This is a genomic window from Ruegeria sp. BJ3 (assembly GCF_056535665.1).
This window is the reverse complement of sequence record NZ_JBQFIT010000001.1, coordinates 3,355,603-3,377,759: the sequence shown is the minus strand read 5'-3', so window position 1 is coordinate 3,377,759 and position 22,157 is coordinate 3,355,603. Positions and strand designations below refer to the sequence as shown.

At 63.0% G+C, this 22,157-nt stretch carries 20 protein-coding genes; 10 read left to right on the top strand and 10 right to left on the bottom strand.

The window, feature by feature from the left end; translation table 11 throughout:
• Position 1 precedes the first annotated feature (1 nt).
• A complete protein-coding gene (gene msrA / locus ACR3EL_RS17070; RefSeq protein ID WP_480722436.1) occupies positions 2–514 on the bottom strand; it encodes a peptide-methionine (S)-S-oxide reductase MsrA in 513 nt (170 codons plus the stop codon).
• Complete coding sequence (msrB, locus tag ACR3EL_RS17065) at positions 511–960, bottom strand: peptide-methionine (R)-S-oxide reductase MsrB (RefSeq protein WP_005979690.1); 450 nt, start codon at positions 958–960, stop codon at positions 511–513. The genes msrA and msrB overlap by 4 nt, the downstream gene beginning before the upstream one ends.
• A 145-nt stretch (positions 961–1,105) precedes the next feature.
• Between msrB and ACR3EL_RS17060 the strand changes: the two genes are divergently transcribed.
• Positions 1,106–1,627 carry a glutathione peroxidase gene (locus tag ACR3EL_RS17060; RefSeq protein WP_170363901.1) on the top strand — a complete coding sequence of 174 codons (522 nt, stop codon included), beginning with the start codon at positions 1,106–1,108 and terminating at the stop codon, positions 1,625–1,627.
• Here the strand turns inward: ACR3EL_RS17060 and ACR3EL_RS17055 are convergent.
• Positions 1,603–2,490 carry a DMT family transporter gene (locus tag ACR3EL_RS17055; RefSeq protein WP_170368948.1) on the bottom strand — a complete coding sequence of 296 codons (888 nt, stop codon included), beginning with the start codon at positions 2,488–2,490 and terminating at the stop codon, positions 1,603–1,605. The two genes, ACR3EL_RS17060 and ACR3EL_RS17055, sit on opposite strands and share 25 nt — an antisense overlap.
• Positions 2,491–2,674: 184 nt before the next feature.
• Between ACR3EL_RS17055 and ACR3EL_RS17050 the strand changes: the two genes are divergently transcribed.
• On the top strand, positions 2,675–3,871 hold the full coding sequence (locus ACR3EL_RS17050) for a BCCT family transporter (protein WP_170369239.1): 1,197 nt from the start codon (positions 2,675–2,677) through the stop codon (positions 3,869–3,871).
• Between the two features lie 108 nt (positions 3,872–3,979).
• Here ACR3EL_RS17050 and ACR3EL_RS17045 read toward each other — a convergent pair whose 3' ends face one another.
• From ACR3EL_RS17045 to ade, 3 genes are all read right to left on the bottom strand, one after another.
• Positions 3,980–4,267: an HU family DNA-binding protein gene (locus tag ACR3EL_RS17045; RefSeq protein WP_480722435.1), complete on the bottom strand. Its 288-nt coding sequence runs from the start codon at positions 4,265–4,267 to the stop codon at positions 3,980–3,982.
• A 130-nt stretch (positions 4,268–4,397) separates the two neighbouring features.
• The gene (locus ACR3EL_RS17040) at positions 4,398–5,861 is read right to left on the bottom strand and encodes an AMP nucleosidase (RefSeq protein WP_170340576.1); all 1,464 of its coding nucleotides are present in this window, start codon (positions 5,859–5,861) and stop codon (positions 4,398–4,400) included.
• Positions 5,858–7,660, bottom strand: coding sequence for an adenine deaminase (gene ade, locus ACR3EL_RS17035; protein ID WP_170340574.1), 1,803 nt, complete (start codon positions 7,658–7,660; stop codon positions 5,858–5,860). Before ade ends, ACR3EL_RS17040 begins: the two co-directional genes overlap by 4 nt.
• A 127-nt stretch (positions 7,661–7,787) precedes the next feature.
• Between ade and ACR3EL_RS17030 the strand changes: the two genes are divergently transcribed.
• A complete protein-coding gene (locus tag ACR3EL_RS17030) occupies positions 7,788–8,213 on the top strand; it encodes a VOC family protein (protein ID WP_170341441.1) in 426 nt (141 codons plus the stop codon).
• Positions 8,214–8,216: 3 nt separating this feature from the next.
• On the opposite strand, the gene ACR3EL_RS17025 is transcribed toward ACR3EL_RS17030, so the two are convergent.
• Entirely contained in the window at positions 8,217–9,095 is an 879-nt protein-coding gene (locus ACR3EL_RS17025; protein ID WP_170340572.1) for a LysR family transcriptional regulator, read from the bottom strand.
• Between the two features lie 120 nt (positions 9,096–9,215).
• On the opposite strand from ACR3EL_RS17025, the gene ACR3EL_RS17020 reads away from it, so the two are divergent.
• Together ACR3EL_RS17020 and ACR3EL_RS17015 are read left to right on the top strand one after the other, a co-directional pair.
• Complete coding sequence (locus ACR3EL_RS17020) at positions 9,216–9,971, top strand: class II aldolase and adducin N-terminal domain-containing protein (protein WP_170340571.1); 756 nt, start codon at positions 9,216–9,218, stop codon at positions 9,969–9,971.
• Positions 9,972–9,982: 11 nt separating this feature from the next.
• Positions 9,983–10,972, top strand: coding sequence for a sterol desaturase family protein (locus ACR3EL_RS17015; RefSeq protein WP_170340570.1), 990 nt, complete (start codon positions 9,983–9,985; stop codon positions 10,970–10,972).
• On the opposite strand, the gene ACR3EL_RS17010 is transcribed toward ACR3EL_RS17015, so the two are convergent.
• Positions 10,969–11,916, bottom strand: a complete 948-nt coding sequence (locus ACR3EL_RS17010; protein WP_170340569.1) for a GlxA family transcriptional regulator — start codon at positions 11,914–11,916, stop codon at positions 10,969–10,971. The two genes, ACR3EL_RS17015 and ACR3EL_RS17010, sit on opposite strands and share 4 nt — an antisense overlap.
• Before the next feature lie 78 nt (positions 11,917–11,994).
• Between ACR3EL_RS17010 and ACR3EL_RS17005 the strand changes: the two genes are divergently transcribed.
• The 3 genes from ACR3EL_RS17005 to ACR3EL_RS16995 are packed head-to-tail and all read left to right on the top strand — an operon-like array spanning position 11,995 to position 15,997.
• The gene (locus tag ACR3EL_RS17005; protein WP_480722434.1) at positions 11,995–13,155 is read left to right on the top strand and encodes an acyl-CoA dehydrogenase family protein; all 1,161 of its coding nucleotides are present in this window, start codon (positions 11,995–11,997) and stop codon (positions 13,153–13,155) included.
• A 2-nt stretch (positions 13,156–13,157) separates the two neighbouring features.
• Positions 13,158–15,221 (top strand): acetate--CoA ligase family protein, encoded by a 2,064-nt coding sequence (locus tag ACR3EL_RS17000; RefSeq protein ID WP_170340565.1) that lies wholly within the window; start codon positions 13,158–13,160, stop codon positions 15,219–15,221.
• Positions 15,218–15,997: a carnitinyl-CoA dehydratase gene (locus tag ACR3EL_RS16995; RefSeq protein ID WP_170340564.1), complete on the top strand. Its 780-nt coding sequence runs from the start codon at positions 15,218–15,220 to the stop codon at positions 15,995–15,997. The genes ACR3EL_RS17000 and ACR3EL_RS16995 overlap by 4 nt, the downstream gene beginning before the upstream one ends.
• A gap of 6 nt (positions 15,998–16,003) precedes the next feature.
• On the opposite strand, the gene ACR3EL_RS16990 is transcribed toward ACR3EL_RS16995, so the two are convergent.
• Positions 16,004–16,639, bottom strand: coding sequence for a class I SAM-dependent DNA methyltransferase (locus ACR3EL_RS16990; RefSeq protein WP_480722433.1), 636 nt, complete (start codon positions 16,637–16,639; stop codon positions 16,004–16,006).
• 87 nt (positions 16,640–16,726) lie between these two features.
• Between ACR3EL_RS16990 and ACR3EL_RS16985 the strand changes: the two genes are divergently transcribed.
• Positions 16,727–17,587, top strand: coding sequence for an SDR family oxidoreductase (locus tag ACR3EL_RS16985; RefSeq protein WP_170364247.1), 861 nt, complete (start codon positions 16,727–16,729; stop codon positions 17,585–17,587).
• Here ACR3EL_RS16985 and ACR3EL_RS16980 read toward each other — a convergent pair whose 3' ends face one another.
• On the bottom strand, positions 17,588–19,207 hold the full coding sequence (locus ACR3EL_RS16980; protein WP_480722432.1) for a GMC family oxidoreductase: 1,620 nt from the start codon (positions 19,205–19,207) through the stop codon (positions 17,588–17,590).
• Positions 19,208–19,511: 304 nt separating this feature from the next.
• Between ACR3EL_RS16980 and katG the strand changes: the two genes are divergently transcribed.
• The gene (katG, locus tag ACR3EL_RS16975) at positions 19,512–21,719 is read left to right on the top strand and encodes a catalase/peroxidase HPI (protein ID WP_170340557.1); all 2,208 of its coding nucleotides are present in this window, start codon (positions 19,512–19,514) and stop codon (positions 21,717–21,719) included.
• The last annotated feature ends 438 nt before the right edge of the window (positions 21,720–22,157 follow it).

The following is a 22,157-nucleotide window of genomic DNA, read 5'->3' as shown; positions in this document are numbered from 1 at the left end:
TTTATTCGGCAGCGCTGCTGCGTTTGGGCAGAACCCAGTCCGGGCGCGGAAAGTGGCAGGTATAGCCGTTGGGGATACGCTGAAGGTAGTCCTGATGCTCGGACTCGGCCTCCCAGAAATCGCCGACGGGTTCGACCTCGGTCACGACCTTGCCGGGCCACAGCCCGCTGGCATCCACATCGGCGATCGTGTCCAGCGCGATCTGTTTCTGCGTTTCGTCGCAGTAATAGATGGCCGAGCGATAGCTCATCCCGATGTCATTGCCCTGACGGTTCACGGTGGTCGGGTCGTGGATCTGGAAAAAGAACTCGAGCAGATCGCGATAGGTGATCTTTGCGGGGTCGAACCAGATCTCGATCCCTTCGGCATGGGTGCCGTGGTTGCGATAGGTCGCGTTGGGCACGTCGCCGCCGGTATATCCGACGCGGGTGCGCAGAACGCCGGGCAGCTTGCGGATCAGGTCCTGCATGCCCCAGAAGCAGCCTCCGGCCAGAACGGCGCGTTGTTCGGTCATTTCGGGTCCTCCACTTGATCGAGGTATTCGCCATAGCCCTCGGCCTCCATGTCGTCACGATGGATGAACCGCAGCGCGGCGGAGTTGATGCAATAGCGTAGCCCACCCTGATCCAGCGGACCATCGGGAAACACATGGCCCAGGTGACTGTCGCCGTGTTTCGAGCGGACCTCGGTCCGGATCATCCCCAGCGAGCGGTCCTCAAGCTCGGTGACGTGGTCATGCACGATGGGTTTGGTGAAACTGGGCCAGCCGCAGCCCGATTCGTATTTGTGGGTCGAGGCGAACAGCGGCTCGCCCGATACGATATCCACGTAAATGCCGGGTTCCTTGTTGTTCAGGTGCTTTCCGGTGCCGGGGCGTTCGGTCCCGTTGCGCTGGGTGACGTGGAATTCCTCGGGCGACAGAGCCGCGACAACCGATGGATCTTTGGTATATTTGGGCATGGGTCCTCCGGCATTGCATACGTTGCCGAGATATTTGGGGTGCGCCGCGACAAAAGCAAAGCCCTGTTTCACCCGGCTCGCGCGATCGTGCGGGTGATCTGCCGCCGTGCTTCGAGCGTATCATTACCAAAGAGGAGGTCACGCCATGTTCAGAATGTTGCTGTTGTCTGCCTTGTTGTTGATCGGTCGAACGGTGCAGGCCGCGCCCGTGTCCGGAGAGTTCCCGTCGATCGATGGCGGCACGCTGTCGCTGTCGGACTGGCGTGGCCAGCCGGTTCTGGTGGTCAACACGGCCTCGCAATGTGGGTTTACCGGGCAGTATTCCGGGCTGCAAAAGCTGCAGGACACCTATGGACCCGAAGGTTTGGTGGTTCTGGCGGTCCCGTCGGACTCCTTCAACCAGGAATTGGAAACCGCCAGCGAGGTCAAGGAGTTCTGTGAGCTGAACTATGACCTGACCTTGCCCATGACCGACATCACCCCCGTGACCGGCCCGCAGGCCCACCCGTTCTACAAGGCGGTCGCGGCTGAAACCGGGTTTGTGCCGGGCTGGAATTTCAACAAGATCCTGCTGAGTCCCGATGGCGAGGTCGTGGCGACCTTTGGGTCGACGACCCGGCCGGACTCTCGCAAGCTGCGCAGTCAGGTCGAGGCGCTGCTGCGCTGAACCGGCTGGCGTGACAACTGCACGGCCAGAATGCCCAGCGTGGTGACCGCAACGCCGACGGCATCCATTGCGCCCAACCGCTCACCCAGCAGAATCGCGGCGATCGTGACCCCAAACACCGGGTTGAGGAAATGGAAGGTCGCCGCGCGGATCGGCCCGATCCGGTTGAGCAGCAGGAACCAGATCAGAGTGGCCAGCAGGCCGGGGAACAGGGTCGTGTAGGTGAAGGCCAACGCCAGCGGCCAGGTTGGACGGACATAGATCGTCTCGAACAACGGGGCGGCGATGAACAGAACCGCCGACCCGACGAACATCTGCAAACCGACGACCATCATGAAATTCCCGCCCGAGGTCGCGCCGCGCACGGCCAGCGTGGCGAAGGTCAGCGCCAGCGCGCCCAACCCGCAGAGAGCAACTCCAAACAGGTCGATCCCGGCGCTGATCCGGCTGCTCATGATCAAGGCCACGCCGGCGAACCCGGCCAGCAGACCCAGAACACCCAGCGGGCGTAACCGTTCCCCGAACAGCAGCCAACCGGCCAGCGCCACCAAGAGCGGCATGGTCGAGGCGATGATCGCCGCGACCGAGGCCTCGACCGTTTGCATTGCATAGAAATTCAGACCCAAATACAGGGCATTCTGGCAGATTCCGAACAGGATGGTCGCGTACCATTGCGACCGCGTCAGGCGCCAGCTCTGGCCCATGGCCCGGGCGATTGCGACACCCAGGATGCCGGAAATCAGGAAGCGAACCGCCAGTGAAAACAGCGGCGAGGCATCCGCGACGATGATCCGCGCCGACGTGAAGGCCGACGACCAGATGAAGGCAAAGGCCAGCCCCATGGCGATGGCGCGCAGATCCATGACCGCTCCTGTTTGAACGTGCGGCGACTGTTTCCGATTTTCCCGCAGGCCACAAGCGCCCGAGCGTCAAAAAAGACACATGGTGCACGCAAGTTTTCCCTAGATGTCGGTTTTATTGATTGACTAGCCAATTAAAGATATCCGCTCGGTGATCTGACATCTAAAGGGAGGTTTGTCGGTGCTACTGGAATACATCCTGTCATTCGGGGTCCTGCTTGCTCTTGGGCTGGTAGCGTTCTTCGTCGTGAAATGGTGGAACCTGCGGTGCGTGGGCGTAACACCTGTTCATCTGTTCACTTTCATCGCGATCCTGTTCACATCCGGCCTGGATGTCGGGCTGATCATGTTCCCGCTGACCGAATTCGGCGGCTATGCCGAAGATCCAGCCTATGCCTTCGCAAACCCGCTGGCGATTGAGTTCGGGTTCTGGGGTTTTCTGATCTGGGCCTTCTATTTCCTGACGGCCTTCTATTTCTGCGTCATCGAACCCCGAGTGCAGTTCTTTGAAATCCCGGTGGTCAAGCTGATCAACAATGTGGTGATCATCGGGACCTGCGCTTTCACCGCCAGCCTGTTCCTGATCTACCTGCCCGGATACCTGCCCGAAGTTGGTGATGGCGAGTCCGTAGTGACCACGTTTTACATCATCGTGTTTGTCGTCATTCTGGCCGCGGCCTATTCCTCGACTGACCTGAAATACGTGCGGATTCTTTCTGTCGGCTCGACGTTTCTGTTCCTGGCACTGATCCTTGGCATGTGGGCCGCGGCCGGTATGGGCCTTGCGGGTTTCGTGGAAACCAGCAGCAATATCGGGGCGTATTTCGCCAATATCCACAAGTTCGTACTGCCTCTGACCGACTATCACGCCTTCTACCTGTTCTGGTGGTTTGCCTGGTCGATCATGATCGGTCAGTTCACCTCGCGCTTTGTCGGAGGGCTGACCACCTGGCAATTGCTGGCGGCGCTGCTGATCTTTCCGTCGATCCCCTTGGCGATCTGGTTCAGCGTGCTTTACTACTATCACCTGAACGGCATCAGCACCGCAGGCATCACCAACATCGCGATGGTGATCGTCGGCGTGACATTCGTGATCAACTCACTGGACTCGCTGATCAGGCTCTATACCGACAACCTGAACATGACGGTCGAACGCTTCGGCAAGACGGCCTATGTTGCCGGCAATGTGGTGCTTCTGTTTGTGCTGACGCTTCTGTTCCAGAGCCAGTGGCTGCAGATTCAGTGGATTGGCGCCGTGGTGGTTGGCCTCTACCTCGCCTGCGTGGTCTATATCCTGATCGCCAAGCGCAAAGAGGTGATGAGCATCGACTCGATGCCCGAAGATCGGGACTTGGATTTCCACAAGGTCGAGACTGTTCACTGACCTCGACCCACGAGAACACCGGGTCTGGTCCAACGGACCCGGTAAACAAATACCAAAGAAAAAGGGCCGCGAAATCGCGGCCCTTGATCGTTTTGCCTAAGGCGCGGATCAGCTGTTGACGCTGTCCTTCAGGGCCTTGGCGATGGTCATCTTCACAACCTTGTCGGCATCTTTGGTGAAGGTCTCACCAGTGGCCGGGTTGCGCACCTGACGCTCGGGGCGCTCGCGGCAGTAGATCTTGCCGACGCCCGGCAGGGTCACAGCGCCTCCGGCCGAAACTTCGCGGGTGATCAGGCCAGTGATCGCCTCCAGCGCCGCGTTCGCGGATTTCTTGTCGGTTCCCATTTCCTCAGCGAGAGCAGCAACCAGCTGAGTCTTCGTCATAGGCTTTGCCATTTCTTGGTCTCCTTAACGTGCCCGATCTATTGGGCCTCACCGCGTAACTGTAACGGGATATTGTGGGCGAACACAACGAATAGTAGCACCGAAACCCCAAAAAATATGGGGATTTCGTTGCTTTTTTGCGTCAGAGGAAGGCCGTTTCGTCGAACGAGCGCAATTTCCGGCTGTGCAAACGTTCCAGCGGCATGCCTCGCAGGTGTTCCATCGCGCGGATTCCGATCGCCAGATGGCGGCTGACCTGGGTTGTATAGAACTCGGACGCCATGCCGGGCAACTTCAATTCTCCATGCAGGGGCTTGTCGGATACGCACAGCAAAGTGCCGTAGGGAACGCGGAAGCGATAGCCGTTTGCGGCGATCGTGGCGCTTTCCATGTCCAGCGCGATCGCGCGCGACTGGCTCAACCGTTGCACCGGGCCGGATTGGTCGCGCAGTTCCCAGTTTCGGTTGTCGACCGAAGCCACCGTGCCGGTGCGCATGATCCGCTTCAGCTCATAGCCTTCCAGCTCGGTCACTTCTGCCACGGCGCGTTCCAGCGCGACCTGAACTTCGGCCAGCGGCGGGATCGGGACCCAGACGGGCAGATCGTCGTCCAGCACCTTGTCTTCGCGCAGATAGGCATGGGCCAGCACGAAATCCCCCAGAGCCTGCGTGTTGCGCAGCCCCGCACAGTGGCCGACCATCAGCCAGGCGTGTGGTCGCAGCACCGCGATGTGATCGGTGGCGGTTTTGGCGTTGGATGGGCCGACGCCGATATTGACCAGCGTGATCCCCGACCCGTCGGCGCGTTTCAGGTGATAGGTCGGCATTTGCGGCAGTTTCAGCGGCTGTTCCAGCGGCGCGTCGGGGTCGGTGATCTCGACATTCCCGGTCGAGACGAAACTGGTATAGCCGCTGTTCGGGTCGGCCAGTTGCGCGCGGGCGTAGTTCTCGAATTCCGAGACATAGAACTGGTAGTTGGTGAACAGAACGTGGTTCTGGAAATGGTCCGGATCGGTGGCGGTATAGTGGGCTAGCCGGGCCAGCGAATAGTCGATGCGCTGCGCGGTGAACAAGGCCAGCGGGCCGACGCCATCCTGCGGTTCGTGCACACCGTTGACGATGTCGTCATTGGTGGTGGTCAGGTCGGGCACGTCGAACACGTCGCGCAGGGTGAACCCGGCCGCACCCTGATGCGGCACCACCAGATCGGGGTTGCCGGCCACGGCGAAATGCACCGGCATCGGTGTGGTCGAAGGGCCGATGGTCACCGGCTGGTTGTGGTTCTTGATCAGCAGCGCGATCTGCTGCGTGAGGTAGGACCGGAACAGATCCGGCCGGGTCACGGTAGTGGCGTGAACCCCCGGCTCGGACACGTGACCAAAGCTCAGGCGGCTGTCCACATGCGCGTAAGACGCCGTACGGATACGGATTTCCGGGTAATAGGCTCTGTACCGGACCTTGGGCGCGCCGCTTTCCATCGCCTCGGCAAAGCTTTCGCACAGAAAGGCGGTGGCCTCGTTATACAGCTCTTCCAGCCGGGCAACGGCTGCGGCGGCATCGGTGAAAATCTCGGGGTCCCGTGGGTCGGGAGTTGTTATTTTTGTCATGCGAGGGGTTCCAGAAGGTCAATTTTTTCGAATGTTCGGACATCCACCAGTCCCAGATCGGATATCCGCAGTTCGGGGATGACGACAAGGGCCAGCAGCGAGTGCTGCATATAGGCGTTGTTCAACTGACAGCCGCAGGCCTGCATCGCCTCGACCATTTTCTGCGCCTTGGCCGCGACGTCCGCGGCAGGGCTGTCGGACATCAGGCCCGCAATGGGCAGTTCGACCAGCGCCAGCTCTTCGCCATCACGGAAGATGGTGATGCCGCCGCCCACTTCGGCCAGACGATTGGCGGCCAGCGCCATTTGCTCGCGGTCGGTGCCGACCACGATCATGTGGTGGCTGTCATGCGCCACGGTCGAGGCCATGGCCATTCGGCCCTGATAGCCAAAGCCCGACACGAATGCGTTGGTGACGCCGCCCGTGCCCCGGTGCCGTTCGACCAGCGCGATCTGGCAGACGTCACCTTCGCCCTCGACCAGCCCGCCGATGATCGGCAGCTCGGCCTTCAGCGCCTGGGTAGGGGCCTGGTTCTCGACCACGCCGATCACGTTGGCGCAAACGCGGTTGGCGCCGTTTGGCGCGGGGATCTCGAAATCGGCGGCGGTCATGGCATGGCCCAGATGCACCGTGTTGCGTGCCCGGTCGGGCCAGTCGTAATGCGGGCAATCCACCGTGATCGCGCCATTTTCGGCCACCACCTGTCCGCGCGCTACGACCATCTCGATCGGCAGTTCAGTCAGGTTCGAACTGAGGATCACGTCCGCCCGGCGGCCCGGCGTGATTGAGCCGATCTCGCGCTCAAGCCCGAAATGGGTGGCGGTGTTGATCGTGGCCATCTGCAGGGCGATCAGCGGGTCGCAGCCACAGGCGATGGCATGGCGCACGACGCGGTTCATGTGACCCTCGTTCACCAGCGTGCCCGAGTGGCAGTCATCGGTGCACAGGATGAAGTTGCGCGGGTCCAGCCCCTTTTCGGTGACGGCGGTGATCTGGCTTTCCACGTCATACCAGGCCGAGCCCAGCCGCATCATCGACCGCATCCCCTGCCGCACGCGGGCAATGGCGTCGGCCTCGCAGGTGCCTTCGTGGTCATCCGCCGGGCCGCCGGCGACATAGGCTGCAAAATCAGGCCCTAAATCAGGGGATGCATAGTGTCCGCCCACCGTCTTGCCCGCGCGCTGGGTGGCGGCGATCTCAGCCAGCATCTTGGGGTCTGCGTTGATCACACCGGGAAAGTTCATCATCTCGCCCAGCCCGATGATGCCGGGCCAGGTCATCGCCTCGGCCACGTCTTCGGCGGTGATCTCATAGCCGGTGGTTTCCAGCCCCGGCGCCGAGGGCGCGCAGGACGGCATCTGGGTGAAGATGTTGACTGGCTGCATAAGCGCCTCGTCATGCATCATCCGCACGCCGTCCAGCCCCAGTACGTTGGCGATCTCATGCGGGTCGGTGAACATCGACGTGGTGCCATGCGGGATCACCGCGCGGGCGAATTCGGCCGGGGTCAGCATGCCGGATTCGATGTGCATATGCGCGTCGCACAGGCCGGGGATCATGTAGCGGCCCTTGGCTTCGATGATCTGCGTGTCGGGGCCGATGCAATGGCCAGCGTCGGGGCCGACATAGGCGATGCGACCTTCGGCGATGGCGATGGAGTGATCGGGCAGCGCCTCGCGGCTGTGCACGTTGATCCAGATCCCGCCGCGAATGACCATGTCGGCGGCTTCGCGGCCGGCGGCAACGGCGATCAGGCGGGGGGCGACGTCGGGCCAGGATGGGAAGGGTGCGTATTCCATGGCACAACTTTCCCGAATGCATCGGAAGGTGCAACCCCTGCCGTGCCACCTTCATGAAACCGTCATCCGACCGATTGCGGGGCAGCAAATGCTTGATCCGCGCCGCGATGCGGGGTCTGGTAGGGACATGGATTACGAAACCATGGATGCCGACAGTTTCGGCCGCAGCCTGCGCGGGATCGGGCTGAACCTGCTGGTGCGCGATGTCCCGGCGGAATGCGCATTTTTAGAGACTGTTTTTGGCCTGAAATCCCATCAGGTGACGGCGGATTTCGCCATCGTCACCTATGGCGCTCAGGTGTTTCAGTTGCATTCGGACGGCACCTATCATTCCAACCCGCTGCTGGGGCTGGTTCCCGAAACGCCCCCACGCGGTGGCGGGATCGAGATCCACCTGTACGACACCGACCCGGACGAGGCGGCGGAGCGCGCCAGGTCCGCTGGTGCAGTCGTCCTGCAGGAGCCGACCGACAAGCCCCATGGCCTGCGCGAGACCTATATCCTGTGCGAGAACGGCTATGCCTGGGTCGCCAGCCGCCCCAAGGACGGTTGAAAGTCAGGCGCGGTGTTGCTCGGCCGCGATTTCCGCCCTGATCCACTCGGCAAAGGCCACGGCACCCGGGGTCTCCTCGGCCTGGGGCGACAGCAGCAGGTAATAGGCCTCGGGCATCGGTGCGCGATGCTCGAACGGCGCGATTAGGCGGCCATCGTCCAGAAGGCGTCTGGCGATCGTGTCATGGGCCAGACACAGCCCGCCTCCGGCCATCGCGACGGACAGGCCGACCATATAGGTCGTGGCATAGGTAATCGGCGGATTCTCCCAGTTTAGACCCTGATCTTCGGCCCAACTGGCCCAGTTCGACAGCAGGTTTGAGCAATCGTAGAGCGGTTGCCGCTGAAGGGTCTCCAGCGTGACCGGGAAACCGGGGGCGCAGACCGGGTAATAGTGATCGCTGCGCAAAAGCTCGGTTCGGACCGTGTCGGCCGGGCGCAGGGAATAACGGATTTCCACCGCCGCGCCTTCGGCCATCTCGCGCGGCTCCCACAACTCGGTGAAGATGTTCAGGCGGACATCGGGGTGCAGCACGCGGAAGGCGGGCAGGCGGGGGGCCAGCCAGTTCACCGAGAAGGTGATGTTGCACTGCACCTGAACGGTATTTTCCTGCTGCCCGGTCACGGCCTGGGTGCCACGCACCAGCGTCCGGAACGCCTCGCGTACGACGGGCAGATAGGTGATTCCGGCCTCGGTCAGCCCCAATGCGCGGGGGCGCCGGTGAAACAGAGGTTGGCCCAGATAGCCTTCGAGCGATTTGATCTGCTGGCTGACGGCGCTTTGCGTCATGTTCAGATCACGCGCTGCGCCGGTGAACGACAGGTGGCGGGCCGCGGCCTCGAACGTGCGCAGCCAACCGAGGGGGGGGAGCGGGTTTCTCATCGCATAACCCTGCCATAAGCTGGGCTTATGCCAAAGCGGCGATTTTTTCGTTGGTCAATTGCGCCCCGGCCCGGCACGGTTTTCACCAGCCACCTGTCCAAGCCGAATGGAGCCCCCCGGATGAGCGTCACCAGTCTGAAACGGAATATCGACCATTGGCAGGAGCGCGTGGACATGGCCGCCGCCTTCCGCTGGACCGAGCGGTTGAACATGCACGAAGCGGTCGCCAATCACTTCAGCCTTGCCGTGAACGAGGATGGCACGCAGTTCCTGATGAACCCGAACCAGATGCATTTCGCGCGCATCCGTGCCTCGGACCTGCTGCTGCTTGATGCCAACGATCCCGACACAATGAGCAAGCCCGGCGCACCGGACCCCACCGCATGGGGTCTGCATGGCTCGATTCACCGCAAATGCCCCAATGCGCGTTGCGTGATGCATGTGCATTCGATCTTTGCCACCGTCCTGGCCTCGCTGGCCGACAGCAACTTGCCGCCGATCGACCAGAACACTGCGACCTTTTTCAACCGCTATGTCATTGATGACGAATTCGGCGGTTTGGCCTTTGAAAGCGAGGGTGAGCGTTGCGCTGGAATGCTGCAGGACCCGAAAAAGAAGGTCATGATCATGGGCAACCACGGGGTGCTGGTGATCGGCAGCGATGCGGCCGATGCCTTTAATAGACTCTATTATTTCGAGCGCGCCGCCGAGACCTATATCCGCGCCCTTCAGACGGGCCTGCCATTGCGGGTGCTGTCGGATGAAATCGCGGAAAAGACCGCGCAGGAACTGGACGACTATCCCGATCAGGCCGCTGCGCATCTGCGCGAGATCAAGGCCGTTCTGGACTCCGAAGGCTCGGACTACGCCACCTAGAGGGTTTTGTCATGACCGATGCATCGCATGATCCCGAAGCCGCCCGTTGGCACTATCGGCCGTCTGACCCTGTGGCGTTGAACCCTTTGTTCAGCTGGCCGCCCAGACCGATGGCGGTTGTGAAATGGTACGGCGGTGCATGGTTGCAGATCACCGCGCTGACCCTGTGCCTGGTGCTGGCGCTGGCGGCTTATGTGTTGTTCCTGCCGCCGCTCGATGCGATGCAAAGCTTTGCGCCGGGCTGGATGTTCCGCGTCTGGCTGCTGAACATGGTGCCTCAGATCCTTGTCGCGGGCGGGCTGCACTGGTGGCTGTACATGCGCAAGGGGCAGGGTATGTACAAAAAGTTCGATCGCCGCGACCTGACCCGCGACAACGGAACCTTCACCTTCCGCAATCAGGTCTGGGACAACATCTGGTGGACGCTGGGCAGCGCCATGACGGTGGCGACCGTCTATCAATGGGTGATCTACTGGGCAATGGCCAACGGGTATGCGCCAACAGTCACTTGGACCAGCGCGCCGGTCTGGTGCGTGATCTGGATGCTGTTCATCCCGATGTGGTCGGGTCTGCATTTCTATTGGGTGCACCGGCTGGAGCATCATCCGAAACTGTACAAGCATGTGCACGCGGTACATCACCGCAACGTCAATGTTGGGCCGTGGTCGGGCATCTCGAACCACTGGTACGAGAACCTGCTGTACTTCACGACCTATTTCATCCACCTGATCGTGCCCTCAAACCCGCTGCACCTGCTGTTCCATGTCTATTTCCAGCAGATCAGCCCGGTCCTGTCCCATTCGGGGTTCGAGAAGCTGAAAGCGGGGGATACGGACGCCGCGCGGGCCGGCGATTTCTTTCACCAGCTGCACCACCGGTATTTCGAGTGCAACTACGGCACGTCCGAGATTCCGTTCGACAAATGGTTCGGCACCTACCATGACGGATCGGCCGAGGCGACGACGCGGACGCGGGCCTACAAGAAACAGATGTATACCTAGCGGGCCCGGCTGCGCAGGGCTCGTGGACTGAGACCGAACTCGGCCCGAAAGGCGCGGGTCAGCGCGCTGGGGTCCTCATAACCCGCGCGCAGAGCGATTTCGGCAACACTCAGGTCGGTTTCCGCGGCCAGCTTGCGCGCAAGGTTCAAACGCATCCGACGATAGACCTTGGCCGGCCCGGCCCCCAGGTCCGCCCGCATTCGGGATTCCAGCGCTTTTTGCGACCGTCCCACGCGTCGGGCAATCTCGGGGATCGGCAGAGGGGTCTCGAGATTTTCCTGCATCAGTGCCAGCGCTTTGTTGACATGCGAACTGGCCGAGCCAGCGCCGCCGGAATGTGACCGGGCGGAGTCGCGGGTCATGAACAGCTGCGCGACTTCCAGTGCCAGCGCCTGACCGTGATCCTGCCCGATCAGGTGCATCACCAGATCAAAGGCGGCCATCGCGCCCGAGCAGGTGATGCGGTCACCGTCGATGACATATCGCTCGCGGCAGGTCTCGACTTCGGGGAATCGCTCGGTGAACGCGGTCAGCTCCTCCCAATGGATCGTGGCGCGGTGGCCGTTCAGCAATCCGGCCTGGGCCAGCAGCCAACTGCCGGTGTCCAGCCCGGCGAGGGTGCGAAAGCGCCGCGTCGCCGCACGCAACCCCGCCTGGGTGCGCCAACCTCCATGTGCCTGAAACCCGTAGGAGGGCATCACCAACAGCATATCCCCATCCGCATCCGTAAGCGCCGCGTGGGGCGCCACCTGCAACCCTGAGGATGACGTGACCGGCCTCGGATCCAGTGACAGGAATTGCCAGTCATACAGTCGCTGCCCCGACAGCGTGTTGGCCGCGCGCAGCGGCTCGACCGTGTTGGCCAGGCAATGGTTCGAGAACCCGTCGAACAGAAGTACCCCGAATCGCTGCGGTGCGGCGGGTGATTTGCTCCATTTCTGCATGATCGAAGTCTAGTTCTGCATTATTGAGACCTCAAGCCGCGTCAGGATTATCGCACGCCCAGAAACCGGAGACCCGCGATGCAATATGGCCTGACCGACGAGCAGGAGATGATCGTCTCGACCGTCCGCAGCTTTGTGGAAAAGGAAATCTATCCCCACGAAGAGCTGGTTGAACGCACCGGCGAGGTGCCGAAAGAGATCGCTGACGAGATCAAGCGCAAGACGATCGAGCTGGGCTTCTATGCCTGCAACTTCCCCGAAAGCGTCGGCTGTGCCGGGTTGAACCACTTGGAATTCGCGCTGGTCGAGCGCGAGTTGGGGCGCGGGTCGATGGCACTGAACCACTTCTTCGGGCGGCCGCAGAACATCCTGATGGCCTGTCAGGGGGATCAGATCGAACGCTATCTGATGCCCGCCGTGCGTGGCGAAAAGATGGACGCGCTGGCGATGACAGAACCGGGCGCGGGTTCGGACGTGCGGGGCATGAAATGCTCGGCCGCGCGCGATGGCGGCGATTGGGTGGTGAACGGCACCAAGCATTTCATCTCGGGCGCGGAACATGCCGATTTCATCATCGTTTTCATTGCCACGGGCGAGGATCAGACGCCGAAAGGTCCCAAGAAGCGCATCACCGCCTTTCTGGTCGATCGCGGCACGCCGGGCTTCACCATCCGCGACGGCTACAAATCGGTCAGTCATCGCGGTTACAAGAACATGGTGCTAGATTTCGACGACTGCCGCCTGCCCGACGCGCAGGTGCTGGGCGAGGTCGATGGCGGGTTCGAGGTGATGAACACCTGGCTGTATGCCACTCGCATCACCGTGGCGGCCATGTGCGTGGGCCGCGCCCGCCGGGCCTTCGACTATGCGCTGGACTATGCCGCCACCCGCGAACAGTTTGGCCAGAAGATCGGCAAGTTTCAGGGCGTCAGCTTTCAGATCGCCGACATGATCACCGAGATCGACGCCGCCGACCTGCTGACCCTGGCCGCCGCCGACCGGCTGGACAAGGGCCTGCCCGCCAATCGCGAGATCGCCTCGGCCAAGCTCTATGCCTCGGAAATGCTGGCGCGGGTGACCGATGCGGCGATCCAGGTGCATGGCGGAATGGGTCTGATGGATGACTATCCGCTGGAACGCTTCTGGCGCGATGCCCGGGTCGAGCGAATCTGGGACGGCACCAGCGAGATCCAGCGCCACATCATCAGCCGCGACCTGCTGCGCTCGTTGGGGGCGTGAACATGACGCCGGGCCTCAGCGGCGCGGCGGGTGCGCTCGCGCCGGGAAAGCTCGCCGCGCTGAGGCGGATGCTGGGGTTCCGCTCGCTGGCGGTGATTGGCGGGGGCGCATGGTGCGCCGAGGTCATCCGCCAGGTGCGAAAACTAGGGTTCACCGGCCCTGTCTGGCCGGTGCATCCCAAGGCCGACGAGGTGGCGGGCGAGCGCGTCTTTGCCAGGGTCGAAGACCTGCCCCAAGCGCCCGACGCGGCCTTTGTCGGCATCAATCGCCGCGCCACCATCGAGGCGGTCGAGGCTCTGTCCCGCATCGGCGCGGGCGGCGCGGTGTGTTTCGCCTCGGGCTTTACCGAAGCGCTGGCCGAGGACGCCGACGGGGCCGATCTGCAGGCGCAGCTTGTGGCTGCAGCGGGGGACATGCCGATCCTCGGTCCCAACTGTTACGGCTTCGTCAACGGGTTGGACCGGGTGGCGATCTGGCCCGACCAGCACGGGATGCGCCCGGTGGACCGGGGCGTCGCGATACTGACGCAAAGCTCGAACATCGCCATCAACATGACCATGCAGCGCCGGGCGCTGCCGCTGGCCTTTATGCTGACCTGCGGGAATCAGGCGCAGACCCATCAGGCCGAAATCGCGATGGCGCTGCTGGAGGATGACCGGATCACCGCCATCGGCCTGCATGTCGAGGGCTTCGGCGACCTACGCAAATGGGAAGCGCTGGCGGCCAAGGCGCGTGACCGGGGCGTACCGATCGTGGCCCTCAAGGTGGGGCGGTCAGCACAGGCGCAGGCGGCGACCATTTCGCACACTGCGTCGCTGGCGGGAAGTGATGCCGGGGCGCAGGCGTTTCTGGACCGGCTGGGAATCGCGCGGCTGAACGACGTGCCCGAGTTTCTGGAAATACTGAAACTGTTGCATGTCACCGGGCCGCTGGACGGGACCGGAGTGGCGACGATCAGCTGTTCCGGTGGCGAGGCCAGCTTGGCCGCCGACATGGCCGAAGGAACCGGCCTGCACTTTCCGCCGCTCACCGTAGATCAGGTTTCGGGCCTGCGCGCGGCGCTGGGGCCGATGGTGGCGCTGGCCAATCCACTGGACTACCACACCTATATCTGGCGCGACGCTGACGCGATGGCACGGGCGTGGTCGGCGATGACGGGGCCGCATGTGGCGATGACGATCTCGATCGTCGATTACCCTCACACCGATGCCACCGATTGGGACTGCGCCACCCGCGCGGCGTTGACTTGCGCCCGCGAAACCGGCCGTCCCTTTGCCGTGGCCGCGACCTTGCCGGAACTGATGCCCGAGGGCGTGGCCAAGCGGTTGATGGCGGGCGGTGTCGTGCCCTTTGGCGGGCTGCGCGAGGCGCTGGCGGCGACACGCGCTGCAGCACGCCCGCGTCCCGAGCCGCAGGAGCCGGTTCTGCTGCCCGCCCCCGTTGAGGCCACAACCATACTTACCGAGGCCCAGGCCAAGGCCGACCTGGCCGCTTTCGGCGTGCCGGTTCCCCGCTCGGTCGTCGCGCGGGCGGATCGGGCGGAAAAGGCGGTGGACGGTCTGAGCGGACCCTTCGCGGTGAAAGGCGTTGGTCTGGCGCACAAATCCGAACATGGCGCGGTGCGACTGGGCGTTTCCGCGCAGGGTTTGCCCGAGATCGCGATATCATTCGGCACCGATGAGGTCCTGATCGAGGAAATGGCCCCGGCCGGGGTGGTCGAGCTGTTGATCGGCGTCACCCGCGACTCGGCGCATGGTTATGTCCTGACCCTTGGGGCGGGCGGGGTTCTGACCGAGATCTTGCGCGACTCCACCTCGATCCTGATCCCGTCCATGCCGTCTGCGGTCCGCGGCGCGCTGGGCAAGCTGGCCTGTGCGCCCGTGTTGAGCGGATATCGGGGCAAGCCCGGCGTGGATATTGATGCTGTCGTGCGGGTGGTCATGGCGGTGCAGAACTACGTCATTGCCAACGCGGCGGTCGTGGACGAAGTTGAAATCAACCCTCTCATCTGCGCGGCCGACGGTGTGGTCGCCGTTGATGCCCTGATCCGAAAGGCATGTTCATGAACCCGATCAAGACCTACCGCGATGGTGCAATCCTTCAGGTCACGTTGGACCGGCCCAAGGCGAATGCCATCGATCTGGCCACCAGCCGCGTCATGGGCGAGGTCTTCCGCGACTTCCGCGATGATCCCGACCTGCGCGTGGCGATCCTGACGGGGGGCGGCGAAAAATTCTTCTGCCCTGGCTGGGACCTGAAGGCCGCGGCCGAGGGCGATGCGGTGGATGGGGATTACGGCGTCGGCGGTTTCGGTGGTCTGCAGGAGCTGCGGGATATGAACAAGCCGGTGATTGCGGCCGTGAACGGCATCGCCTGCGGCGGCGGGCTGGAACTGGCCCTGAGCGCCGACATGATCCTGGCCGCCGATCACGCCACCTTTGCGCTGCCGGAAATCCGCTCGGGCACGGTGGCGGACGCGGCCAGCGTCAAGTTGCCCAAGCGCATTCCCTATCACATCGCGATGGAACTGCTGCTGACCGGCCGCTGGTTCGACGCAGAAGAAGCACACCGCTGGGGCTTGGTGAACGAGATCGTCCCGGCCGACCAGCTGATGGACCGCGCGTGGGACCTGGCCCGCCTGCTGGCCAGCGGCCCGCCGCTGGTCTACGCCGCGATCAAGGAGATCGTGCGCGAGGCCGAAGATTCCAAGTTCCAGGACATCATGAACCGCATCACCAAACGCCAGCTGCGGACGGTCGATGTGCTCTATGGCTCCGAGGACAATCTGGAAGGCGCCCGCGCCTTTGCCGAAAAGCGTGACCCGGTCTGGAAGGGCCGCTGAGCCGGATCAGGATTTCTCGAACAGGGCGATCAGCGCGGTGTCGTCCTTGTTGGGGCCGGCGGCCAGATCGCCGTAGATGCGTACCGGGGTCAGGGTCAGATGTTCGATCCGGCCCTTGGCCTGCAGAATGTCGAAGGCGGTTGCGAATCCCAGCGCCTCGAAGTGATTGGCGTTGATCGACAGGGCGAATTGCGCCCCGGGCCGGGCCACCCGCAGCAGGGCGGGCAGAACCTCGGGGCCCAAATGGCCGTGGGTGAAGGTGCCCGACGACACGATGCCCGAATAACTGTCGCGCGGAACGGGGATGCCCTCGTTCAGGTCGGCCTCGATCGCGTCGCGGTAGATGTCCTTGCGCATCGCCTTGTCCAGCATCTCGGCGCTGATGTCGGTGGCATCGATCGGCCCCACGCCCAGATCGGCCAGAACCGCGCCGCACAGGCCGGTTCCCGCGCCCACATCCAGCACCGGACCCTGTCCCCCTGCGCCGACAAAGGCGCGGGCGGTATGGATATGCAGCTGGTAATCCTCGCGCGCGGCGAATCCGCGATCGTAATCTCCGGCCCATTCGGCATAGAGCCGTTTGTTGTCTGCCGGAGTTTTCAGCGCATAGGCCGCGTGCAGGCTGGGTTTGTCATCACTCATGACACCATGAAGGCGCAGGCGGGGATTCGAATCAAGTGCGGCCATCCGGCGCTTGCATCCCGCCCGCGGCGCGATCATCAAGGGACCATGACTGGAACGCTTTTTTCATTCGGGCACGGCTATACCGCCCGCGCCCTGTCGCGCCGGCTGGCCCCCAAGGGTTGGCGCATCGTCGGAACCACCCGCGATGCCGCCGAGAAGGACGCCATCCGCGCCGCCGGGGCCGAACCGCTGGTCTGGCCGGGCGAGGCCCCCGATCTGGACGGGGTCACGCATCTGCTGATCTCGACCGCGCCCACGGCCAAGGGAGATCCGGTTCTGGCCGCCCTGCGGGATGAGATTGCCGCGCGCGCCGGTCAGTTCGACTGGGTCGGGTACCTGTCGACCACCGCCGTCTATGGCGACCACCAGGGGGACTGGGTCGATGAAACCACGCCGGCGACACCCACGGCCGAGCGCGGGCGCTGGCGGTTGCGGGCCGAGCAGGACTGGGCCGCGATCCCCGGCCTGCCGCTGCACATTTTTCGCCTTGCGGGCATCTACGGGCCGGGCCGGGGGCCGTTTTCCAAGCTGAAAAAAGGCGGTCTGCGGCGGATCATCAAGCCGGGGCAGGTGTTTTCTCGTATTCATGTCGAAGACATTGCGCAGGTGCTCGAGGCGTCGATGCGACGTCCTGATCCGGGCGCGATCTACAATGTATGCGATGACGAACCGGTGCCGCCACAGGACGTGATCGGCTATGCCGCGCAACTTCAGGGCCTGCCGCTGCCGCCTGCGGTGGATTTCGACACGGCCGACCTGACGCCGATGGCCCGCAGTTTCTACAACGAGAATAAGCGCGTTCGGAACGACCGGATCAAGACCGATCTGGGCGTGACGTTGAAATATCCCAACTACCGCGTGGGCCTTGAGGCGCTGCACGCGGATCAGACGTTGAACGGCGACTGATCAGACCACATCCGCCAGGATCATGTCGGCGGCCTTTTCCGCGATCATGATCGTGGGGGCGTTGGTGTTGCCCGAGACCAGCGTCGGCATGACCGAGGCATCGACCACCCGCAGCCCCTGCAGCCCACGCACGCGCAGCTGCGGATCGACCACTGCCAAATCGTCTACCCCCATCTTGCAGGTGCCCACGGGGTGATAGATCGTATCGGCCCGCGCGCGGATATGGCCTTCCCAATCCGGGTCGGTCCGGGCGGTGTCGGTGCCGAACACTTCCTTGTGGCGGTATCTGGCGAGGGCCGGTGCCTCGAGGATTTCGCGCGTCATCCGCGCGCCCTTGATCATCGTGTCCAGATCGCGCGGGTCGGACAGAAAGGCCGGGTCGATCGCCGGGGCGGCAAAGGGGTCTGCGCTGTGCAGCGAGACGGTGCCGCGGCTTTCGGGGCGCAGTTTGCAGATATGGCAGCTGAACCCGTAGCCCAGGTGCAGTTTGCGCGCGTGGTCATCTACCAGCGCGATGGTGAAATGCAGTTGGATGTCGGGGCGGTCCAGATCGGGAGAGGTCTTCAGAAAGGCCGCGCCTTCCGCAAAGGGGGTGGCCGCCATCGACACACCGGTCTTGCGCCACCGCAAAAGGTGTTTGACCAGCCCCACCGTACCGGCGGCGCCGATGCCGAAATTGTCTGTGTCCTTTGTCTTGTAGGCCAGGATGAAATCCAGGTGATCTTGCAGGTTCTTGCCCACGCCCGGCAGCGCGTGGCGGACGGCGATTCCATGCGGGCTCAGGTCCTCGGGGTCGCCGATGCCCGACAGCTGCAGCAGTTGCGGCGATTTCAGCGCGCCCGAGCAGACCAGAACCTCGCGCGTGGCGGTGACGGTGAGATCGGCGCCTTTGCCGCCCTGGCGATAAATCACGCCCGTGGCGCGGTGGCCGTCAAAGGTGATCTCGCGCGCCTGCGCCCCGGTGATGACCGTCAGGTTGGGCCGGTCCATGACTGGAAACAGATAGGCTGCGGCGGCCGAGCACCGCTCGCCGTTTTTGGCGGGGTCATGGAACTGGGTGACCTGGTACAGCCCCGCGCCTTCGTTGTCGCCACGATTGAAATCGTCGGTCACCTTGTGTTGCAACTGGGCGGCGGCCTCGACGAAGGCGCGCGTGATCGGGCGTTCTTCTTTCTGGTCGGACACCTGAAGCGGGCCGTCGGCGCCATGCAGGTCATCCGCGCCGCGTTCGTTGTTCTCGGACCGTTTGAAATAGGGCAGAACGCTGTCCCAGTCCCAGCCCTCGCAGCCCAGATCGGCCCAGCCGTCATAATCCTGCCGCTGCCCGCGCACATAGAGCATTGCGTTGATCGCGCTGGACCCGCCCAGGGCCCGGCCACGCGGCTGATAGCCCGTTCGCCCGTTCAACCCCGGTTGCGGCACCGTTTCAAAGGCCCAGTTGTTGATCTTGGGTCGCCCCGGCAGCATGGCAACCACAGCGGCAGGCATCCGCACCAGAATGCTGTTGCCGCCCCCGCCCGCCTCGAGCAGGCAGACCCGCGTGCCCGGATTGGCGCTCAGACGGTTGGCCAGCACGCATCCCGCGGACCCTCCGCCGACGATGACGTAGTCGAATTGCATGGCGATCCTCCCCTGTGGCCCGCGCGGTGTCGCGCGTCACGGCCCGCAGTTTGAAGCACCGGCGGCAAAACGCAATCGGGGCGGCGGGGAACGCCGCGTCATGTGAATGGGGATCGGTTTGAAAGATCATGGCAGAGCCATAATCAATAGCTATCAAATCAATCCGAAAACAAAATTTTTTCTCATGACTGGGATTTGCTATGACTCTGGGTATTCCAGCGGACTGCTGTCCGCCCCTTTTTGACGTGCCATTCGCACGGTTGCCTCGCAAACAGACTGACACCAGCCAGGATCGGAGATTGAGATGGACGGAAGCGACAACCCCAACACGGGCAAATGCCCCATCATGCACGGCGCCGGAACCCGATCGAACCGGGACTGGTGGCCCAACCAGCTGAACCTGGCGATACTGCACCAGCACCAACCGGCCGGCAATCCGCTGGGGGCCGAGTTCAACTATGCCGACGCGTTCAAGAAGATCGACTATGACGCGTTGAAACAGGACTTGTATGACCTGATGACGGATTCGCAGGACTGGTGGCCGGCGGATTACGGCCATTATGGCGGTCTGTTCATCCGCATGGCCTGGCACAGCGCCGGCACCTACCGGACGGCTGACGGGCGGGGCGGTGCCTCGACCGGGAACCAGCGGTTCGCGCCTCTCAACAGCTGGCCGGACAACGGCAACCTCGACAAGGCCCGTCGTCTGCTGTGGCCGATCAAGCAGAAATACGGCAACCAGATTTCGTGGGCCGACCTGATAATCCTGGCCGGCAACTGCGCCATCGAATCGATGGGCGGCAAGACCTTCGGCTTTGCCGGCGGCCGGGAGGACATCTGGGCGCCCGAGGAAGATATCTATTGGGGTGCCGAGACAGAATGGTTGGCCCCGACCGAAAACCCGCACAGCCGCTACTCGGGCGAGCGCGATCTGGAAGATCCGCTGGCCGCCGTGCAGATGGGCCTGATCTATGTGAACCCCGAAGGCCCGGACGGAGAGCCGGACGTGCTGGCCTCGGGCCGCGACATCCGCGACACCTTTGCCCGGATGGCAATGAACGATGAAGAGACGGTTGCACTGGTTGCCGGTGGCCACACATTCGGCAAGGCGCATGGTGCCGGGGACCCGGCTCTGGTCGGACCCGAACCCGAGGCCGCGCCGATCGAAGAGATGGGCTTTGGCTGGATCAACAAGTTCGGCACAGGCAAGGGTGACGATACCACGACCAGCGGAATCGAGGGCGCCTGGACCGCGAACCCGATCAAGTGGGACAATGGCTATTTCGACCTTCTGTTCGGTTATGACTGGAACCTGACCAAAAGCCCTGCCGGAGCGTGGATCTGGGAGCCGGTCGGCGTCAAGGAAGAGGACATGGCACCAGCTGCGCATGACCCGTCGAAAAAGGTCAAGACGATGATGACCACCGCCGACATGGCGATGCGCATGGATCCGATCTATGGGCCGATCTCGAAGCGGTTCCACGAAAACCCCGACGAGTTCGCCGACGCCTTCGCGCGCGCTTGGTTCAAGCTGACCCATCGCGATATGGGGCCAAAGGCGCGCTACATCGGCCCCGAGGCGCCGGCCGAGGAGCTCATCTGGCAGGACAACGTGCCGGCGGTGGACCATGATCTGATCGATGCCGCGGACGTGGCCGACCTGAAAGCCCGGCTGCTGGCTTGCGGCCTGTCGGTGTCGGAATTGGTCGCGACGGCATGGGCCTCGGCTTCGACCTTCCGCGGCTCGGACAAGCGCGGTGGCGCCAACGGTGCCCGCATCCGGCTAGCGCCCCAGAAGGACTGGGACGTCAACGAGCCCGAGAAACTGTCCAAGGCGCTGGATGCTCTGGCGGCGGTGCAAGCCGAGTTCAATGCCGCGCAGTCCGGCAACAAGAAGGTTTCGCTTGCGGATGTAATCGTGCTGGGCGGCGTTGCGGCGATCGAAAAGGCCGCCAAGGCTGCCGGGCATGACATTGATGTTCCGTTTGCACCCGGCCGTACGGATGCCACGCAGGACCAGACCGATGCCGAATCCTTCGCCCCGCTTGAACCATTCGCGGATGGGTTCCGGAATTACCAGCGCAAGGAGTACAGCGTGTCTCCTGAAGAGTTGCTGGTGGACAAGGCGCAATTGTTGACCCTGTCGGCACCCGAGATGACCGTCCTGGTCGGCGGTATGCGCGTTCTCGGTGCGAATTTCGGTGGCACGGCGCATGGCGTCCTGACAGACCGGGTCGGGGTTTTGAGCAATGACTTCTTTGTCAATCTGCTGGACATGGGCACCGAATGGAAGCCGGCGGCAGACGCCAATGGAGTGTATGAAGGCCGGGATCGGGCTTCGGGTGAGGTGAAGTGGACCGGAGCCCGGGTGGACCTGGTATTCGGTTCCAATTCACAACTCCGGGCTCTGGCCGAGGTTTACGGCCAGACAGATGCCGACGCCAAATTCGTTGGTGACTTCGTGTCGGCCTGGACCAAGGTGATGAATGCGGACCGCTTCGACCTGACTTGAGGCGGAACAGCTCCAATGATCAGCGCCGTCACGGGAAACCGTGGCGGCGTTTGTCGTGTCCGAGTCCTGGTCTTGCCAAGACGCGCGGCCACGATTCCACCCGCACCGCGCGGAGGGACCCTGAAAAATGGCCGACGCAAACCGCAAAAATGGGGAATATCGTGGGAGTTATTAAGCTAACCTATTGTTTTTATTAACACAGGAAAGATTCCGCCGAGAATTGCGAAGTTTTTTCAAAATGGGGGTTGCAGGTCCCGGACCTAATCCGTAAATACCCCTTCACCGGCGCTGCTGAGGCGGTGTTGGTTGGTCGGATGGACGGCCTGACGGACTGGAAAGACGGTTGAGACGCCTGGGAGAGACCGGGGGCATCTTGAGTGAGTGTTTAGGCGGGCGCGCTGATTTATTGGCGCAACGGTCTGGTTTTTGGCTCTTGGT

Excerpts from the sequence above, each read along its gene's own strand:
- msrA (WP_480722436.1), bottom strand. The coding sequence starts at position 514 with ATGACCGAACAACGCGCCGTTCTGGCCGGAGGCTGCTTCTGGGGCATG.
- msrB (WP_005979690.1), bottom strand. The coding sequence starts at position 960 with ATGCCCAAATATACCAAAGATCCATCGGTTGTCGCGGCTCTGTCGCCC.
- ACR3EL_RS17060 (WP_170363901.1), top strand. The coding sequence starts at position 1,106 with ATGTTCAGAATGTTGCTGTTGTCTGCCTTGTTGTTGATCGGTCGAACG.
- ACR3EL_RS17055 (WP_170368948.1), bottom strand. The coding sequence starts at position 2,490 with ATGGATCTGCGCGCCATCGCCATGGGGCTGGCCTTTGCCTTCATCTGG.
- ACR3EL_RS17045 (WP_480722435.1), bottom strand. The coding sequence starts at position 4,267 with ATGGCAAAGCCTATGACGAAGACTCAGCTGGTTGCTGCTCTCGCTGAG.
- ACR3EL_RS17040 (WP_170340576.1), bottom strand. The coding sequence starts at position 5,861 with ATGACAAAAATAACAACTCCCGACCCACGGGACCCCGAGATTTTCACC.
- ade (WP_170340574.1), bottom strand. The coding sequence starts at position 7,660 with ATGGAATACGCACCCTTCCCATCCTGGCCCGACGTCGCCCCCCGCCTG.
- ACR3EL_RS17030 (WP_170341441.1), top strand. The coding sequence starts at position 7,788 with ATGGATTACGAAACCATGGATGCCGACAGTTTCGGCCGCAGCCTGCGC.
- ACR3EL_RS17025 (WP_170340572.1), bottom strand. The coding sequence starts at position 9,095 with ATGAGAAACCCGCTCCCCCCCCTCGGTTGGCTGCGCACGTTCGAGGCC.
- ACR3EL_RS17020 (WP_170340571.1), top strand. The coding sequence starts at position 9,216 with ATGAGCGTCACCAGTCTGAAACGGAATATCGACCATTGGCAGGAGCGC.
- ACR3EL_RS17015 (WP_170340570.1), top strand. The coding sequence starts at position 9,983 with ATGACCGATGCATCGCATGATCCCGAAGCCGCCCGTTGGCACTATCGG.
- ACR3EL_RS17010 (WP_170340569.1), bottom strand. The coding sequence starts at position 11,916 with ATGCAGAAATGGAGCAAATCACCCGCCGCACCGCAGCGATTCGGGGTA.
- ACR3EL_RS17005 (WP_480722434.1), top strand. The coding sequence starts at position 11,995 with ATGCAATATGGCCTGACCGACGAGCAGGAGATGATCGTCTCGACCGTC.
- ACR3EL_RS17000 (WP_170340565.1), top strand. The coding sequence starts at position 13,158 with ATGACGCCGGGCCTCAGCGGCGCGGCGGGTGCGCTCGCGCCGGGAAAG.
- ACR3EL_RS16995 (WP_170340564.1), top strand. The coding sequence starts at position 15,218 with ATGAACCCGATCAAGACCTACCGCGATGGTGCAATCCTTCAGGTCACG.
- ACR3EL_RS16990 (WP_480722433.1), bottom strand. The coding sequence starts at position 16,639 with ATGAGTGATGACAAACCCAGCCTGCACGCGGCCTATGCGCTGAAAACT.
- ACR3EL_RS16985 (WP_170364247.1), top strand. The coding sequence starts at position 16,727 with ATGACTGGAACGCTTTTTTCATTCGGGCACGGCTATACCGCCCGCGCC.
- ACR3EL_RS16980 (WP_480722432.1), bottom strand. The coding sequence starts at position 19,207 with ATGCAATTCGACTACGTCATCGTCGGCGGAGGGTCCGCGGGATGCGTG.
- katG (WP_170340557.1), top strand. The coding sequence starts at position 19,512 with ATGGACGGAAGCGACAACCCCAACACGGGCAAATGCCCCATCATGCAC.